Source organism: Aeromicrobium fastidiosum (assembly GCF_017876595.1).
GTDB classification, from domain to species: domain Bacteria; phylum Actinomycetota; class Actinomycetes; order Propionibacteriales; family Nocardioidaceae; genus Aeromicrobium; species Aeromicrobium fastidiosum.
The window spans coordinates 2123974-2141868 of sequence record NZ_JAGIOG010000001.1; the positions used below are offsets into that span (position 1 = coordinate 2123974).

The window sequence follows — 17895 nt, forward strand, 5'->3', positions numbered from 1 at the left end:
GACGTCAGTCAGCCAGAGCTGATCAGCGTGGGGGAGCGATCGTGGCGACCTGCACCGGCGTGCCGTCGCCGAGGTGCAACCAGCCTCGACCCACGGCGACCGGCAGACCGAGGACGTTGCGCGGCATTCGCGCGCCGATGAGCTCGCCGTCGGAGATGCCCTGAGGCGACAGCAGCAGGCCTTGGCGGGCCTTCTTCATCTCCGGCTGCCAGCCGCTGAGCCCCGCACCGACGCCGTCGGCGTGGCCGCCCAGCACGACGAACGTGTCGGCGACCTGGCCGCGGGCGACCCGCAGGAAGAAGTCGCCGCCCGCCGCGTCGCGCAGGCCCTCGCCGTCGTCGATCAGCACGAGCACGGGACGACCGGCGCCCTCGACGAGTTCGTCGAACGTGGCTGCAGGTGTCGTCGGGTCGGTGAAGACCGAGAGGACGCCCGGCCCCGTGAGGTCGCGCAGGGGGCTGGGGCGCGGGGCCATCGCGATGACGGCACCGCCGGTCGCCATGAACGTCTGCGCCATGCCGACCAGCACCGAGCTGCGCCCGGAGCGGCCGGGTCCGGCGACGATGAACGCGTTGCTGCGGGTCGTGTCGATCGCGAAGGCCTGCAGCTCGTCGCCGCCGATGCCCGCGACGATGTGCGGCGCGGGAGCACCGGCTGGCACCAGCTGCAGGGCGGCGTCGACCTCGATGCGGGGAGGCAGGGCGTCGACGCGGAAGGGAGGTATCGCCACCTCGCCGACGCGCTCAGCGGCACGGGCACCTATCTCGCGCAGGGCCGCGGCCTGGGCCTGACCGCCCAGGTCGCCGTCGAGCAGGTAGATCTGGGTCTCGTTGCCGTTGCGGGTGAAGCCGCGCCCCGGCAGCACGGTGTCGGGCATGTCCTTGGGGCGCAGGCCGACCAGCCCGTAGTCGTCGCGCTCGGCCAACCGCAGGGTCAGCTTGCTCTCGGTCATCGACGACACGCGCGAGTTGTAGGCCAACGAGCGGTCGCCCGTGATGATGGCGTGCACGCCGAGGCTGGCACCCTCGCGCAGCACCCGCATCACGACGTCGTTGAGGGCGTCGACCGCACCGAGCGTGGCCGTGAAGCCCTCCCAGCGGTCGAGCATGATGACGAGGTGGGGCAGCGGCTGCTCGCTGACGCGACGCTGCTCGGAGATGTCACCGAAGCCCTCGCTGGACAGGATCTGCTGGCGGCGGTCGAGCTCCTCGCCGATGCGGGCGAGCAGGCGACTGGCGCGCTGACCCTCGCTGCGGCTCACGACGGTGCCGGTGTGCGGCAGGCTCGTGAAGACGTTGAGCGCGCCGTTGCCGCAGTCGATGCCGTACAGGTGCACGTCAGATGGATCGGCGAGGCGGGTGATCGAGGCGGCGATGGTGCGCAGCAGCTGCGAGCGGCCGCTGCCGGCCGATCCCGTGACGAGCAGGTGCCCGTCGCGCTCGAGATCGAGGTCGGCGACGACCTGGCGCTGCTGGTCGGGCACGTCGCGGCGACCGTACGGGAATGCCGGGACGTGGCCGCGACGGGCCTCGCCCTGCACCTCGTCGGCCCACTGCATCTCGGTGGGGAGAGCCGGCAGCCACGGGCTGCGCTGCTCCTGGATCTGCTCGTCGCGGGCGGCCTCGACGATCGCCGACACCAGCTCGGACAGGTCGGTGCCGGCGACCTCGGTCTCCTTGCGGCGCGGCGGCTTGGCGGCCGCGTAGCCGAGGGTGCGCCACGACACGCGGGTCACGAACGGCGGCGGGACGTCGGCCGCGACGGTGCCCGGTCGGCGTCCGCCCACACGTCCCGACTGGAACGCCTGGAGAGCCCCGGCACCGAGTCGGGCGTAGGCGCGACCGGGCGTCGACTTGGCGATGCGGGAGGCGTCGGGCGTGTCGAGCACGTCGGTGCTGTCGGCGGCGTCGGCCACGCGCAGGGCGATGCGCATGTTGGTGTTGGCGCGGATCTCGGCCGACACGACGCCGCTGGGGCGCTGCGTCGCGAGCAGCAGGTGGATGCCGAGGCTTCGACCGAGCTGGGCGATGCTGACCAGCCCCGTCACGAAGTCGGGGAGGTCCTTGCTGAGCTGGGCGAACTCGTCGATCACGAGCAGCAGGCGCGGCAGGGGGGTGCGGTCGGGCTCCTTGGCCTGCAGGGCCTGGTAGTCCTCGATGTCCTTGGTGCCGGCCTCGGCCAGGAAGTGCTCGCGGTACTTGAGCTCGGCCTTGAGCGACTCGAGCGCCCGGACGACGAGGTGCGGGTCGAGGTCGTTGACCTTGCCGACGGTGTGCGGCAGCTTGACGCAGTCCTTGAACGCGCTGTCGCCCTTGTAGTCGACCAGCACGAAGTTGATGGCGTCGGGACGGTTGGCCACCGCGAGGGAGGCGATCATGGTCTGCAGCAGCTCGGTCTTGCCCGAGCCGGTCATGCCGGCGATGAGTCCGTGGGGGCCGTCGCTGCGCAGGTCGAGCGAGAACGGTCCGTCGAGGCCGGCACCCAGCACCATCTCGGTGCTCATGGGGCGCATGATCCATCCGGATCGCACCTTGTCGGCCGTCGGCGGGTCGAGCTCGAGGACGTCGAGCAGGCGGGCGCTGTCGGGCAGGCTCTCACCGTCCTCGGGGCCGCCGATGTCGCGCAGGCTGGCCAGCGACCGGGCGAGGTCGTCGGTCCAGGGCACCGAGACGCCGTCGAGCAGCAGGTCGGGCACGGCTCGGTGACCGCTGCGGCGCAGCGCGGCGCGGTTCTTGTCGACGGGATCGACCTGCACCGTGGCGTCGCAGCGCTCGGGCAAGGACCGCTGGTGGTCGTCGACGCACAGCGCGTAGACGCCGACCGCGGGACCGTCCTCGAGCACCTGGTTGAGGCCCGGGACGGCGCGCAGGCCGCGGTAGCCGTGCAGCACCACGACGTGCGCCGGGAAGCTCTCGGCACTGGCTCGGGACGCCTTGCCGGCGTCGACGCGCGCCTTGATCGTGGCGTTGAGCCACGTGACCTGGGCCGAGAGGGTGTCGGCGTCGTTGCCGACCATCGCGATGGGGCCCTCGGGGTCGTCGGAGCGGGCGTGCGGCAGCCAGCTGATCCACGACCACTCGTCGCCACCACGCGACGTCAGGAACGACAGCGAGAGGTCACGGGGTGCGTGGTAGGTGGCCATCTGCGCGATCGTCCAGCGCAGCACGGCGTCGGCCTGCTCGTCGGGTCCCGCGATGCCGACGATGCCGGACTCGGTGACCGAGAACCCCACGGGGACGGCGTGCAGCACCGGCATCGTCTCGGGCACCTCGCCGGTGATCGAGATCGTGGTGGGCTCGTCGCTGGTGCCGAGGCGCAGGCTCAGGAAGTCGTCGTCGTGGCGTCGACGCTCCCACAGCCGGTTGCCGGGCAGCACCGCCGTCACGAAGGTCTCGGCGGCGTCGGGCATCTCGGAGCGCAGCCGCGCCTGCTCGGACGTCGTCGACTCCGACAGGCGGGTCTGCGCGCTCTCGAGCTTCTGGTGGTACTCCTCGAGCTTCTCCTTGTAGTTACGGGCACCTCCGCGCCGTTCGGAGAAGAAGTTGGCCAGCAGCATGACCGGCGACATGAGGCAGAAGATCAGGAACGTCTTGCTGCCGGTGACGGCGACCATGACCATGCCGAGCACGAGGGGCGCGAGTGCCGCGATGATCGGGAAGCTGCGGCGGCTCTGCTCCGACGGTGCCTTGGGCACCTCGACCGAGGGCGTCAGGTGGTACGGCTTGATGCGGGGCGGACGCAGGAACGTGCGCCACCCCGGCTCGGCCGCCTCGACGACCGTCTCGTCGTGCCGGGCGGGGCGGACCATGATCGTCGAGTCGCCGACCTCGATCACCTGGCCGAGCGGCCACGGCGTCTCGACCTCGGGATCGAGCTTGACGCCCTCGAGGTACGTGCCGTTGGTCGAGCCGAGATCGGTGACCGTGATCTCGTCGGGCGTCACGGTGATGCGGGTGTTGCGGCGCGACAGCGAGCGGTCGTCCCACGCGATGGCGGCACCGCGCCCCAGCTCGTGCGTGCCCTGTGGGAGGGCCATGACGGTGCCGGCGTGGAGTCCGCCGACGACGTGCAGCTGCAGACCCGAGGGGGGCAGCTCGGTGGCGACGGCGTCGACCCCGAACCCGATGCGGGCACCGTGGCGCAGGCCCTCGGGTGCCGCGGTGACCACGGTGCCGTCGCCCGTGTCGGTGTCGACGCGCCGCAGGCTCCAGCCCCGGTCGCTGCCGATCTCCTGGGCGAGTGCTCGCTCGATCTCCTCGGCAGGCGTGGCGTCGTCGCAGTCGATGACGACATCGGTCTCGTCGGTGGGCTGTGCCAGGGTCACCGTGATCCGCATGCGCGTGATCTCCTATCCGTTGGGGCCGACGACGAGCAGACCGTTGCTCTCGACGTCGTCGAAGTTGCCGACGCGTCCCGTGAGCGTGCACCCACTGACCTTGCCGCGCACGACGATGGTGCCGTCGCTGTCGGCGATGACCGCCCCGTCGCAGCTCGACGACGGGGTGAAGGTCAGGGGGTCGGGACCTGCGAACGAGGTGAGCAGGGACGACGGTCGGCCGTTCGACTCGCTGTCGTAGAGCGGCTGGAGCTCGTCGGGCTTGCCGTCGGCGAACACCGGGAAGAGCCGTACGCGGACCGCGTCGTCCTTGCCCAGGGTGAGGGTGCTCGGGATGCGCAGGTCGAGCCCGACCAGGCGCTGCAGGGGGTACGACGCGACGCCCGCGACCTTGGGGTCGGTGACGGCGTCGCGGGTGATCTCCTGCTGGCGGTCGAGCCACGACTGCAGCGCTTCCTGCGGCTCGCTGCCCAGGTCGATGTCGGAGACGATCGCCTCGACCGTGCTGCCGCTGCCCGTCGCGAGCGACACGTCGATCGAGTAGCCGCCGCACTGCGGCAGGATGCCGGTGCTGCGGCCGATGTTGGGCGTCACGGGTCCGCCCCACTCCACGGCGGGACATCCGTCGGCCTCGCGGACGGGAGGGATGACGGCCAGGACCGCGCCGGCCAGCGGGGTGCGGGCGGCCGAGTACTTCATGCTGAGGTCGATCGTGCCCTGGTCGGCGTCGTACTCGGCGCTCGACTCGATCGTCAGGCCGGTCGGATAGACGTCCTCGTCGGTGACGGCCGTGATGGCCTCCGTGCCGCTCGAGCTGCTCTTGCCGCCCCCGGGCAGCCCCTTCGCGACGAGCAGGAACACCAGGCCGATGATGACCGCGGCCCCCAGCACGCCGCCGATCCACCACCAGCGGGTGCGGCGCTTGTCGGCCTCGGGTGTCGGCGCCGCGGGCTCCAGCATGGGCGGCGCGTACGTGGGCAGGTGGCGCCCGATGTTGGTCGCGTCGGTGCCGACCCCCTCGCCGGGGGACAGGGCCACGACGTCGCCCTGCTCGGCGACAGGCGCCGTCGGGGCGGAGAGACCTCGGATGTTGGTCGCGCCGACGTCGAGCTGCTCCTCCTGGCGCACCTGGACGACGTTGGACGACGGTGCTCCTGCTCCGAGCGTCGTCCAGGTCTCCGGATCGGCCTGGGGCAGCAGCGCGGTGCCGGACAGTGCCTCGTCGTCGAGGCCACGGAGCATCGCCGCGGCACCGGCCGCGGTGGGACGGGCTGTGGGGTCCTTCGCGAGCATCGACCGCACGACGTTCCAGAGCGCGGCGGGGACGGGCAGGGTCGGCGGGTCGGCCGTGACGTGCCGGAAGCCGATCGTGTGCGCGGTGCCGGGACCGGCGAAGGGCGTCCGTCCGGCCAGCAGCTCGTAGAGCATGATGCCGGCGGCGTAGACGTCGGACGCGCCGCTGAAGCGTCCCTCCGAGAACAGCTCGGGCGGCATGTAGCCCGGTGTGCCGAGCAGTCCCGTGGCCTGGACGGTCGACTCCTGCGCCAGGCGGGCGATGCCGAAGTCGGACAGCCTCACCCGATCGGCGAGGGGGGTCTCGCCGTCATCGACGAGCACGTTGTCGGGCTTGATGTCGCGGTGCAGGCACCCGCGCTCGTGGGCGGCGGCGATGGCGTCGAGCACCGAGCCCATCGCAGGGACGGCCTCAGCGGGGGCGCACGTGCCGACGCGGCGCAGGTGGGCCCGCAGGTCCTGGCCCGTCACGAGGTCCATCACGATGGCCAGGTCATCGCCCTCGACGACCAGGTCGCGCACACGGACGATGTGCGGGTGGTCGAGGCTCAGCAGGATCGCGCGCTCCTGGATGAAGCGCCCGACGATCTCGGGATCCTGCGTCAGGTCGCTGCGCAGCAGCTTGGCCGCCACGAACTCGTCGGCGACCCGGTCGTGGGTGCGCCAGACCTCGCCCATCGCTCCCGAGCCGAGCCGGTCGACCAGCTCGTAGCGGCTACCGAGCGCGCGGCGGCTGCCGACGTCCATGGTGCACTCCCTAAGCGTCGTCGTCGGTGAGCTCGAACCAGGTCAGCACGGGGGAGTCGCCGGCGGGCCGCACTCCCGGGTCCTGGGTCGTGGCGTAGAGCGGTGCCACGCTGTCGGCGGGCAGCGCGTACGACGACGTGAAGTCGAGGGCCGGGCCGGCCAGCGCGTCCTTGACGCCGAGCGTGAGCGTCGCGAGCGCCGAGGCGACCTTGGCGGGCTCGCCCGACCTGGCCTTCGCGGCGGCATGCACCAGCGCGAGGACCGCGTCGTGGCTCGGGAGGTCGGCATCGGCGGCGACGGTCGAGAACGGCGTCTCGTCGAGCGCCGAGGTGAACGACGTGTCACCGGCGGCCAGCCGGAGCGCGGCGAAGTAGGCGGCGGCGGAGTCGGCCGCCGTCGTCGAGCCGAGCGTCGTGGAGTCGGACGCCGGGGCCCCGACCGACACGAAGCGTCCCGACGTCGTGCCGGAGTTGTTGTCGAGCGCCGACGCGAAGGACGGGGTCAGCGCCTCGGGGGTCAGATAGATCGGGACGTCGGGCACAGCGCCCTGGAGCGCGGCGACGACGGCTCCCTCGCTGGCGGCCGACGCGCTGACCACGACGCTGTCGAGGGTCTTCTTCTCGACGCCCTTCGTCACGGTGTCGACGAGGTCGTCGAGGCCTGATCCCGTGAACGGCAGGGGCGCGCCGCCACCGACAGCCGGCACGGGGACGTCGTCCGCCGTGATGACAGCCGGCGCGGAGACCTCGTCGGTCTGCATGGCCCGCTTGATCGAGGCGGTGATCGCGTCCTCGCTCGGTCCCGTGACGTACACGCCGTCGGGCAGGGGCTGCTCGGTGCGCAGGTACGGGGCCACGACGGCCACCCCGGCCGCGGAGGCGGTCTCGAGGGCAGGCAGGACGTGCTCGCCGGACGTGGCCACGACGATGCCCGAGACGCCCTCGTCGATCAACGTCTGCACATCGGTCGTCGCCTCGTCGGCATCGCCCTGGTCGTCGGCGATCTTGATCTGCACCTTGGTGTCGCCGAGGCCAAGCCGGTACGTCGCCAGCTCGGCACCCGCGGAGGGGCCCGTGTAGTCGGAGCCCTCGCCGGCCGACGACGCCGACGAGACGAGCAGGCCGATCGAGATGTCCTTGACGCCCTTGACCGTCAGACCGACCTCGGCCGGCTCGCGGGGAGGCGGCGCGTCGTCACTGCCCGTGCAGGCGGACAGCGCCGTCGTCGCGACGAGGGCCAGACCGAGGACCGACAGAGTCGTGGTGCGGGTCGTGCGTGCCATCGCGATCAGTCCTGTCCGATGTGGAACGAGAACACCGTGCGGGTCGTCGACCCGGCCGGCACCGTGATGTCGAAGACCGGGAACGCGGCCTCCTTCTCGAGCGAAGCCGTGACCTGCGCCTGCTGGAGGTAGAGATCGTCGAGCGAGGCCCCCCGCACCTGGCTGAAGGCGTCGGCCAGCTTGGCGGCGTCGACCAGCTCGCCGTTGGAGGCACCCGTGCGACGTGCTCCGGTGTAGATGGCACCCAGCAACCCGCTGCCGTTCTGCTGCGGCTTGCCGATGTTGACCAAGATGGCCTGCAGGTCGCCGGTCAGCTCCTTCTCGGACGAGCTCAGGTCGCGGTTGGCCGCGTTGACCTGCGAGCCGATCGCCCGGATCGACTTGGCGACCGTGCCGTCGAGGCCGCGCGCGAACGTGCTGGCCTCGGCGTCGAGCTGGGCCCGCTGCTGGCGGACCGCCTGTGCGCCGTCCTGGACGATCGACGAGCCGACGCTGGCCAGCGACTTGCTGAACTCGGTGAACAGTCCGCTCGAGCCGGTCTCGGCCTTCTGGCGCGCCGCGTCGACGACGGTCTTGCTGCCGGCGATCTTGGAATCGGTGTCGGTGAGGGACTCGCCAGCGTCCGTGAAGGCGTCGCTCAGGACGCTGGACACGTCCTGCTGGTTCTTCTCGAAGTCGTCGAAGGCCGTCGTGAGCTGGGTGATCAGGGCGGGCTTGTCGGGCTGGGGCACGTCGTCGATCGGGTCGACCGGAATGGGCTGGTACAGCTGCTCGATGGTGTCGACGAGGGTCTGGACCCGCGTGGCGAAGTTGCCGCCCGCGCCACTGGTGATCGCGTTGAGCGTCTGCAGGAGGCCGCCGACGGTGTCGAGCAAGCCTTCGACGATGCCGCCCAGTGCGGGCGTGTCGGGACCAGTCGTTGTGACGGCCGATCGCGCCTGGATCTCCTGAGCCGCCTCGATCGACGCGTTGATCTTGCCTGTCAGCGACGTGGTCTCCTCGTCCGTCGAGTCTGTGTCGCACGTCGAACCGGCACCCTGAAGGAGCTCGATCGCCTCGGTGAGCGCGGTGGGGTCGGTGATCTGGGCGCACACGAGGTCAGCCAACCGGTCGGTGTCAGCCAGCGCGGCCGTGAGGCTCTCGATCTGGTCGCCAGCGCGCTGGTTGATCGTGCCGAGATCGAGCTTGACACCCTCGAGCTCGGTCTGCACGTCCTCGAGATCGTCCTTCAGCTCTTCGAGGTCATCGCCCACTGCTCCGGAGTTGAGCTCGCTCGCGCGGGAGCGGATCTCGGCGAGCCCGCCCTCGCGGGAAGGGATGCCGTTCCTGCCCGGAGTGCCGAGCAGGACGTTGTCGAGCGCGGTGCGGGCGTCGACGAGCAGCTGCTCGTCGAACGTCGCGTTGACATCGGCCTGGACCGCCGTCAGGTCTTCGGTGGCCGTGCCGATGGCGTCGGAGGCGCAGGTGAGCGAGCCGAGGGCCGTCGGGGTGGAGCCGGGCCGTGGTGCCTGGCACGTGTCTTCGAGGGTGCCGATCGTGGCCTTGAGGCCGACGGCGATCTCGTCCTTGCAGCCGGCGGTGGCACCGGAGAGCTGGTTGAGCTGGGCCTCGATGACCCGCAGCTGGCCGAGGACCGTCGAGGAGTCCTTCTCGGTGAGGGTCGGGACGACGCAGCCCGTCGCGGTGGGAGCGGGCAGCACCGGCACGATCTGGTCGGGGTCGCCGAGGACCTTGTCCTTGACCTGCTTGAAGCTGTTGGCGAGCTGCTGCACGGCCTTGTCGCGCGAGGTCTTGAGCTGGCTGTCCATCGATGTCTCGAGGCTGTCGAGGTCGCCCGAGAGCCCGCTGAGCGCCGAGGTGACGTACGACGAGCTCGACTGCAGGTCGGAGATCGTCTTGCTGCCGAGGTCGCTGGCCGATCCGTCGAGCTGCTCCTCGACCTTGGCGAGCACCGTCGTGGCGTCGGTGAGCACCGTGCCGACCGAGCCGAGCAGGGCGATCGTGCGGCTCGTCAGCTTCTGCGTGCCGTTGTCGTCGGTGAAGACCGAGTCGATCAGGCGGGAGACCGAGGTGTCGGTCACGAGTCCGGGCTGGACGCTGATGTCGAACGACGGCGGATCGAAGTCGTCGACGTCCTGCACGAGCGTGAACGTCGCGCTGGTGGCCAGGCGCGGCGGCGCGAGCATCGTGGCCCACTGCACCTGCGCGTCGCCACCCGAACCGCGGCTCACGACGCCGTTGGTGCCGGCGGTCTCGCCGTCGTTGGAGGCGGGGACGATCTGCGACAGGGGAGTGTCGCCGAGGTCGGCGGAGGCGACGACCGTCAGGGGCGTGCCGACGAGCGCGGGCGAGGTCTTGCTCTGCGCCTCGGAGTCGTAGGAGAGCAGCGTCGGACGGACCGTCGTGTTCTGGACGGTGACCTCGATGTGGACCCGGCCCTTGGCGCCCTTGAGGTCGTCGAGGTCGGTGCCCGTCTTCTTGCCGAGGCGGTAGGACGTCAGCACGCGGATGGGCAGGTCGCCGGCGACCTTGGACGGGTCGTGCGTCTTCTCGTCGTCGGACGGGTCGCTCTCGCCGTCGCTGCGGATCGCGGTGCTGGAGATCGACGAGACGGCACCGTCGGTGCCCAGGGTGACGTCGACGGACTGCAGCACCTTCTCGGGTGCGGCCTGGGCGGCGCTCTGCAGGCCGTAGGCGACGAGTCCTGCGGTGACGACGCCGACCCCCGCGATGCGCAGGCCTCCGGTCACGCGGCTGCGGCCCCGCTCGGTGGCCCTGGTTCCCCTGGAAGAGCTCTGCACGATTCCCCTGTCCGACCCGCGTCGCTCGTCGCGCGGGCAATCATCTCGTGTACCTGCTGTACAACAGCCGAGACGCGACAAAGTCACGTCTCGGTGCGCAGTCATCGTACCTGCAAATCGGCGACAAGACTGCCTGACGCGGATCGGGGCCGCGGGGCCCCCGGCAGCGGTCAGTCGCGGTCGTCGTCCTCGTCGTCGCGGCGCTCGAGGTCGCTGACGAGGTTGCGCAGCTCACCGCGGATGAAGTCACGCGTGGCGACCTCGCCGATGCCCATGCGCAGGCTCGCGACCTCGCGGGCGAGGAACTCCATGTCGGCGGTGGTCTGGGCCGCGGCGGCACGGTCCTGCTCCTGCGTGACACGGTCGCGGGCCTCCTGGCGATTCTGTGCCAGCAGGATCAGCGGAGCGGCGTACGACGCCTGGAGCGACAGGATCAGCGTCAGGAAGATGTAGGGGTACTCGTCCCAGCGGGGACGGTCGGGGCCGTACGGCATGTTCCAGCCGATCCACACCGCGACGAACACCGTCATCCACGCTATGAAGGTCGCCGTGCCGAGGAAGCGTGCCGTCGACTCGGCGAAGCGCCCGAACCGCTCGGGATCGGACTCTCCGCGGCGCGGCCGGAAGCTGCGGCGGACCTCGCGGGGCTGGTCGAGGCGGGCGCGCTCAGCCATGGGCGACCACCTCCGCCTGGTCGGGGTCGCTCTCGCGCCACCCCTCGGGCAGCAGGTGGTCGAGGACGTCGTCGATGGTCACCGCCCCGAGCAGGTGGGCGTTGTCGTCGACGACCGGCAGGGCGACCATGTTGTAGGCGGCCAGCAGGTTGGCGACGTGCTGCAGAGACGCCGTGGGGCGCGGCCAGTCGATGTCGTTGTCGACGATCGTGCCGACGAGGGTCGACGGCGGCTCCCGCAGCAGGGCCTGGAAGTGCACGATGCCGAGGAACTTGCCGGTGGGGGTCTCGAGCGGCGAGCGGCAGATGTAGACCATCGAGGCGAGTGCCGGGATGAGGTCGGAGTTGCGGATGCGCGCCAGCGCCTCGGCGATCGTCGCGTCGGCGGGCAGCACGACCGGCTCGGTCGTCATCATGCCGCCGGCCGTGCGCTCCTCGTACGACAGGAGGCGGCGGACGTCGTCGGCGTCGTCGGGCTCCATCTGCGCCAGCAGGCCCTCGGCCGTGGCCGGCGGCAGCTCGCCGAGCAGGTCGGCGGCGTCGTCGGGATCCATCTCGGTGAGGACGTCGACGGCGCGGTCGGGGTCGAGGACGCCCAGGATCTCGACCTGGTACTTCTCGGGCAGCTCCTCGAGCACGTCGGCGAGACGCTCGTCGTCGAGCTCAGAGACGACCTCCATGCGGCGCTTCGGTGGCAGGTCGCGCAGCGCGTTGGCGACGTCGGCGGCGCGCATCTCGTCCATCGTGGCGAGCAGGTGGGTGGCGCCCTGCGTGCTCTCGGCACCCGTGAGGCCCTTGACCTCGTCCCACTCCAGCACCTGGTGGGGCCCGCGGCGGCCGAAGCGCTTGCCGGCGGCCTGCACCGCGAGGGTCGAGATGTACCAGTCGCGTCGGGGGTCCTGCTCCATCGCGAGGTCGTAGACCGTGCCGGGCGTGCCGTCGGGCAGGGTCACGGTGCGGTCGAGCAGCTGGTGGATCGCGAGGGTCTCGGTGCTGCGCTGCTCGAAGCGGCGCACGTTGAGCACGCCCGTCGTGATGATCTGGCCGGAGCCCAGCGACGTGACCCGCGTGATGGGCAGGAAGACCCGGCGCCGTCCCAACACCTCGACGACGATGCCGAGCACGCGGGGACGCTGCGTGGCCGACCGCACCGCGACGACGATGTCGCGCAGCTTGCCCACCTGGTCGCCCGCGGGGTCGAAGACGGCCTGCCCGACGATGCGGGACAGGAAGATCCGTCCGGGGGTTGCGCTCACCCTGCGAACCCTACCGGGGCCGCCGACGTGCGCGGCCGGGGCGACCGGCATAGCGTGAGACGCGATTCACACCCTGGGGGGAACCATGCCACTCGCCATCCTCGATCGTCAGCGCACCGTCGCCGCACCCGGCTTCAACCGCTGGCTCATCCCGCCGGCCGCGCTGGCCGTCCACCTCTGCATCGGTCAGGCGTACGCCACGAGCGTCTACAAGGCGTCGCTGGTCCAGAACTTCGACGTGAGCCTGACGCAGATCGGCATCGTCTTCTCGATCGCGATCGTCATGCTGGGCGTCTCGGCGGCGGTGTTCGGCACCTGGGTCGACACCGGCGGGCCGCGGCGCGCGATGTTCACGGCAGCGCTGTTCTGGTCGGGCGGCTTCCTGATCGGCTCGGCGGGCATCGCGACCGACCAGTTGTGGCTGCTCTACCTGGGCTACGGGTTCATCGGCGGCATCGGGCTCGGCATCGGCTACATCTCGCCGGTGTCGACGCTGATCAAGTGGTTCCCCGACCGTCCGGGCCTGGCCACCGGCATGGCCATCATGGGCTTCGGCGGTGGCGCGATGATCGCGAGCCCGCTGTCGGCCAAGCTGCTTGGCATCTACGACGACTCGTTCGACACCGCGACCGGCATCGCATCGGGGTCGGCCGTGGCCAAGCTGTTCGTGACCCTCGGCGTCGTCTACCTCGTGCTGATGATGTTCGGTGCGTGGCTCATCCGCGTGCCGGCCGACGACTGGAAGCCCGCGGGCTTCGATCCGTCGACCGTCAAGAGCAAGGCGCTCGTGACGACCGACAACGTCTCGGCGGCCAACGCGATCCGCACGCCGCAGTTCTGGCTGCTGTGGATCGTGCTGTTCTGCAACGTGACGGCCGGCATCGGCATCCTCGAGCAGGCCGCGCCGATGATCCAGGACTTCTTCCGCGACGGCGAGACGTCGAGCGTCGCCGCCGCCTCGGCCGCGGGGTTCGTCGGCCTGCTGTCGTTGTTCAACCTGACGGGTCGCTTCGTGTGGTCGTCGACCTCGGACGTCGTGGGCCGCAAGAACATCTACGTCGGCTACCTCGGCATCGGCATCCTGCTCTACGCCTTCCTGGCCTTCCAGGGCTCGACCTCGACGATCCTGTTCGCACTGGTGGCAGGCGTCATCATCAGCTTCTACGGCGGCGGCTTCGCAACCGCCCCGGCCTACCTGCGCGACCTGTTCGGCACCTACCAGGTCGGCGCGATCCACGGCCGGCTGCTGACGGCGTGGGCCGCGGCCGGCGTCGTCGGCCCGCTCATCGTCAACGGGTTCCTCGACGCCAAGGGGGAGCCGGGCCAGCTCAACGCCGGCGACTACCGACCCGCGCTGCTCACGATGGTCGGCGTGCTGGCCGTCGGGTTCGTCGCCAACCTGCTGATCCGTCCGGTGGCCGCGAGGTTCCACGAGGAGAAGAAGGCCGTGACCGAGGCCGCCGCGCAGACATCCACGGGTGCGGGCCACGACGTCGCGATCGACAAGGCCGGCCCGTTGCTGGTCGTCGCGTGGGTCGTCGTGCTGGTGCCGCTGGCCTACGGCATCTACGAGACCGTCGTGAAAGCGGCCGACCTGTTCTGACCCGGTCGTGGCCCGGGAGGTGGATCCACCCGGTGAGAAGGTTGCGGATCCACCGTCTCGCGCCGATCCGGGGTGCATGCGGTGGAGCATCCATCTCTGCGACGGCGGCCACGGTCGCGAGCATCGTCCGACGCCGGTCGGACGTCGGGGCATCCCGCCTTTGACGCCACGCGGTCGCCGCCGTGCACACCGACGTGATGACCATGGTGCCCGCGACTGCCGACAGGACGAGGTGGTAGATCCGCACCTCGTGCACGAGGCGCTGCACCGGCGGGGACCAGCCGGCTGTACCCGCTCCCGCCGTCACCTGACGGTGCAGCTCGGCGAGCGCCGTGCCGAGCGCCCCGTCGGCATGGCCGGGCAGCAGCTGCAGGAGGGCGACCGAGGGGGGCTGCCGTCGACTGGATGTTGGCTGCCAGGGCGACCGCCGCCAACGGGACGAGGATCGTCACGCCGGTGGCGGCCCACCGCAGGGACGTCGTCGCAGCGGCACGCTCGTGCTGCCTCCATAGGTCGCGGGCGAGTGCCACGAGCACCAGGAGGGCGAGAGCGCAGATGACGACCTTGGTCGCGTGCCAGGCTCGCCAGTATCCCACCAGGTCGCCCAGGTCGTCGCCGAATGACGAGCGACCGGCGCGGATGTACGTGACCAGGTCGTCGCTGAGCGCCGTCGTCAGGGATCCGACGTCCCGCGAGCCGTGGAGAGCTCCCGCGACGAGGGCGGGAAGGGTCGTGAACGCGAGCACCAGGCCCACGAGAACCGCCACGAGCACCACGGGCCGCCGTCGAGGGATCGGGTCGACAGGTCGTGGGCTGCCGTGACTGGCCACGGGTGACGTCCTTCCTTCGGGCCGGCCACGGTGTCGGGCGCACGGAAGATCGTCGCGTGTCCGGCCGGTGCGCGTCATCGGGGGGATCACCCTTCCGACCCCGACCCCGATCCCACCTCAGCCGGCTGGCCACGTGAGCGCGACGCGCGACGAGCCGGCGGCCGAGCACGAACGCCGTCGCGCCTTCGTGCGATCCACGGTCGAACGCGCCTTCACGCCCCGCGGGCTGAGTCTCAGATCAGGGCTGTCGTCGCCTGGTCGGGCTCGCCGTCGAAGTGTCGGGCGAGCAGCAGCTCGAACGTCGCCGTGGCGGGAGCGGCGGTGCTGAACAGGGTCAGCGACGAGTGCAGCTTCTGGGCGTCGACGGCACCCAGCACCTCGGACATCGGGACGTCGCCGAGGTCGACCAGCGCGCGGCAGCACTCCTCGTAACGGGGGCCGAGCACGTCGTGCGCCCAGTAGGCCGCCGCCTCGTCGACGCTCGAGAGCGCGTAGCGCACCGACATCTCGCTGCGTCCGAGTCCTGCGACCTGTGGGAACACGAACCACATCCAGTGGCTGCGCTTGGCCCCGACCGTCAGCTCGCCGAGCGCCTGCTCGTACGTGCCACCGTCCTGGGCCTCGACGAACCGGTCGAGGTCCCACGCGTCGGTCACGACAGGTGCACGGGCTGTGGGTGGTGCTTGTGCCCGTCGTCCGAGCCCGTGGCGTCCTGCCCGCGCTTCCAGGCCTCCGGCTGCTCCGAGTCGTACGACCCGTGACGCGTGCGGTGCGCATCGGCCGGGGTGAGGCTGATGATGACGGCCTTCGACGTCGGCGTGTTGCTGTGCTCGGCGGTCGAGTCGAGGGGCACCAGCGGATTGGTCTCGGGGTAGTACGCCGCCGCCGTGCCGCGGGGCGTGTCGTACGAGACGATGCGGAAGTCGGGAGCCACGCGGTCGATGTCGTCGTCGTCCCAGCGGGCCGTGAGGTCGACGAGGTCGCCGTCGGCGAAGCCCAGGTGCGCGATGTCGTCGGGGTGGATGAACACGACCCGTCGGCCGCCCTCGATGCCGCGGTAGCGGTCGCTCATGCCGTAGATCGTGGTGTTGTACTGGTCGTGGCTGCGCAGCGTCTGCAGCAGCAGGTGCCCCTCGGGCACCTCGAGCACGTTGATCGGCGATGCGACGAACTCCGCGAGGCCCGACGTCGTCTGGAACGTGCGGTTGTCACGGGGCGGGTGGGGGAGCACGAACCCGCCGGGGCGGTCGACCTTGGCCGTGTAGTCCTCGCAGCCGACGACGACCCTCGAGATGTGGTCGCGGATGACGTCGTAGTCGTCGCGCATCGCGGCCCAGCGGATGCCGTGGCGGTCGCCCAGCGTCGCCTCGGCGAAGCCGCAGATGATCGCGGTCTCCGAGCGCAGGTGCGGGCTGGCCGGGTCGAGCACCCCGCGCGACGCGTGGACGGAGCACACCGAATCCTCGACGCTGACGAACTGCTCCTTGCCGCCGCGGACGTCCTTCTCGGTGCGGCCGAGGGTCGGCAGGATCAGGGCCGTGTCGCCGCAGCGCAGGTGCGAGCGGTTGAGCTTGGTCGAGATCTGCACCGTCAGCCGGGTCTTGGTCATCGCCTCGGCCGTGACGGCGGTGTCGGGGGAGGCGTGCACGAAGTTGCCTCCCAGGCCGATGAAGACGTGGGCCTTGCCGTCGCGCATCGCGCGGATCGAGTCGACGGTGTCGAGCCCGTGCTCGCGCGGCGGGTCGAAGCCGAACTCGGCCTGCATTGCGTCGAGGAACGACTGGGGCGGACGCTCCCAGATGCCCATCGTGCGGTCGCCCTGCACGTTGGAGTGACCGCGGACGGGGAACAGCCCGGCACCGGGCTTGCCGATGTCGCCGCGGGCGAACGCGACGTTGCAGACCTCCTTGATCGTGGCGACGGCGTTGCGGTGCTGCGTGAGACCCATGGCCCAGCAGTAGATCGTCTTGTCGGAGCCGCGGATCATCTCGGCGGCCTGCGTGATCTGCTGCCGCGAGAGTCCCGTGGCGTGCTCGACCGTCGTCCAGTCGACCGCCCGCACGTGCTCGGCCCACTGCTTGAAGCCCGTCGTGTGGCGCTCGATGAAGTCGTGGTCGAGGGCGTCCCACTCGACGAGCAGCGAGCCGATCGCCTGGAACAGGGCCAGATCACCGTTGATCCTGATCGGCAGGTGCAGATCGGCGATGTCGGTGCCCTTGCCGACGATGCCGCGCGGCACCTGCGGGTTGCGGAAGTTGTGCAGACCGGCCTCGCGCAGGGGGTTGACCGCGATGATCTTGGCACCGCGGCGTTTGGCGATCTCGAGTGCCGACAGCATGCGCGGGTGGTTGGTGCCCGGGTTCTGACCCGCGATGAGGATGACGTCGGCCTGGTAGACGTCGTTCATCGAGACGCTGGCCTTGCCGATGCCGATCGACTCGGCCAGCGCGATGCTGGTCGACTCGTGGCACATGTTCGAGCAGTCGGGCATGTTGTTGGTGCCCAGCGCCCGGGCGAACAGCTGGTAGGCGAACGCGGCCTCGTTGGACGCGCGACCGGACGTGTAGAAGATCGCCTCGTCGGGGGAGTCGAGCGCCGAGATCTCGCGCGCGATGATCGCGTTGGCCTCGTCCCACTCGATGGGCTCGTAGTGCGTGCCACCGGGGCGCTTGACCATGGGGTGCGTGATGCGGCCCTGCTGGCCGAGCCAGTACTCGTCGTGCGAGTCGAGCTCGGCGATGCTGTGCCGGGCGAAGAAGGCTGGCGTCGCGCGGTCCTTGGTCGCCTCCTCGGCGACGGCCTTGGCACCGTTCTCGCAGAACTCGGCGGCGTGACGGTTCTCGGGGTCAGGATCGGGCCACGCGCAGCTCATGCAGTCGAAGCCGTCGGCCTGGTTGAGCTTGAGCAGGGTCTTGGCGGTGTTCTTGACCCCCATGTGCCCCACGGCGCGCTTCATCGAGACGGCCACCGCCTTGACGCCGGCGGCGTGGTCCTCCGGTCCGTGAACCCTGAGGTTCGCCTCGTCGATGCTGTCCTTGCCCATGCCAGCCTCCAGATCGCGGTCGTCCCCCCAT

The 17895-nt window shown here is 70.8% G+C and carries 9 protein-coding genes; 1 reads left to right on the forward strand and 8 read right to left on the reverse strand.

The genetic code is table 11. The features are described 5' to 3' along the window. Window positions 1-22: 22 nt before the first annotated feature. The 6 genes from JOF40_RS10540 to JOF40_RS10565 form a co-directional block, all read right to left on the reverse strand. Complete coding sequence (locus JOF40_RS10540; protein ID WP_129185286.1) at window positions 23-4336, reverse strand: type VII secretion EssC family protein; 4314 nt, start codon at window positions 4334-4336, stop codon at window positions 23-25. A 12-nt stretch (window positions 4337-4348) separates the two neighbouring features. Further along, window positions 4349-6376, reverse strand: a complete 2028-nt coding sequence (locus tag JOF40_RS10545; RefSeq protein ID WP_129185285.1) for a serine/threonine-protein kinase — start codon at window positions 6374-6376, stop codon at window positions 4349-4351. Window positions 6377-6386: 10 nt separating this feature from the next. Further along, window positions 6387-7658 carry an ABC transporter substrate-binding protein gene (locus tag JOF40_RS10550; RefSeq protein WP_129185284.1) on the reverse strand — a complete coding sequence of 424 codons (1272 nt, stop codon included), beginning with the start codon at window positions 7656-7658 and terminating at the stop codon, window positions 6387-6389. Between the two features lie 5 nt (window positions 7659-7663). Next, window positions 7664-10459, reverse strand: coding sequence for a hypothetical protein (locus JOF40_RS10555; protein ID WP_129185283.1), 2796 nt, complete (start codon window positions 10457-10459; stop codon window positions 7664-7666). 170 nt (window positions 10460-10629) lie between these two features. Further along, a complete protein-coding gene (locus tag JOF40_RS10560; protein ID WP_129185282.1) occupies window positions 10630-11133 on the reverse strand; it encodes a DUF1003 domain-containing protein in 504 nt (167 codons plus the stop codon). After that, window positions 11126-12388, reverse strand: a complete 1263-nt coding sequence (locus JOF40_RS10565; RefSeq protein WP_188111932.1) for a magnesium transporter MgtE N-terminal domain-containing protein — start codon at window positions 12386-12388, stop codon at window positions 11126-11128. Before JOF40_RS10565 ends, JOF40_RS10560 begins: the two co-directional genes overlap by 8 nt. Before the next feature lie 85 nt (window positions 12389-12473). Between JOF40_RS10565 and JOF40_RS10570 the strand changes: the two genes are divergently transcribed. Next, the gene (locus tag JOF40_RS10570; protein WP_129185280.1) at window positions 12474-13991 is read left to right on the forward strand and encodes an OFA family MFS transporter; all 1518 of its coding nucleotides are present in this window, start codon (window positions 12474-12476) and stop codon (window positions 13989-13991) included. A 1063-nt stretch (window positions 13992-15054) separates the two neighbouring features. On the opposite strand, the gene JOF40_RS10575 is transcribed toward JOF40_RS10570, so the two are convergent. Further along, window positions 15055-15477, reverse strand: coding sequence for a DUF1810 domain-containing protein (locus tag JOF40_RS10575; RefSeq protein WP_129185279.1), 423 nt, complete (start codon window positions 15475-15477; stop codon window positions 15055-15057). After that, window positions 15474-17864, reverse strand: a complete 2391-nt coding sequence (locus tag JOF40_RS10580; RefSeq protein ID WP_129185278.1) for an FdhF/YdeP family oxidoreductase — start codon at window positions 17862-17864, stop codon at window positions 15474-15476. The genes JOF40_RS10575 and JOF40_RS10580 overlap by 4 nt, the downstream gene beginning before the upstream one ends. Window positions 17865-17895: the final 31 nt, after the last annotated feature.

Coding starts and splice junctions, on each gene's coding strand:
- JOF40_RS10540 (WP_129185286.1), bottom strand. CDS start 4,336: ATGCGGATCACGGTGACCCTGGCACAGCCCACCGACGAGACCGATGTC.
- JOF40_RS10545 (WP_129185285.1), bottom strand. CDS start 6,376: ATGGACGTCGGCAGCCGCCGCGCGCTCGGTAGCCGCTACGAGCTGGTC.
- JOF40_RS10550 (WP_129185284.1), bottom strand. CDS start 7,658: ATGGCACGCACGACCCGCACCACGACTCTGTCGGTCCTCGGTCTGGCC.
- JOF40_RS10560 (WP_129185282.1), bottom strand. CDS start 11,133: ATGGCTGAGCGCGCCCGCCTCGACCAGCCCCGCGAGGTCCGCCGCAGC.
- JOF40_RS10570 (WP_129185280.1), top strand. CDS start 12,474: ATGCCACTCGCCATCCTCGATCGTCAGCGCACCGTCGCCGCACCCGGC.
- JOF40_RS10580 (WP_129185278.1), bottom strand. CDS start 17,864: ATGGGCAAGGACAGCATCGACGAGGCGAACCTCAGGGTTCACGGACCG.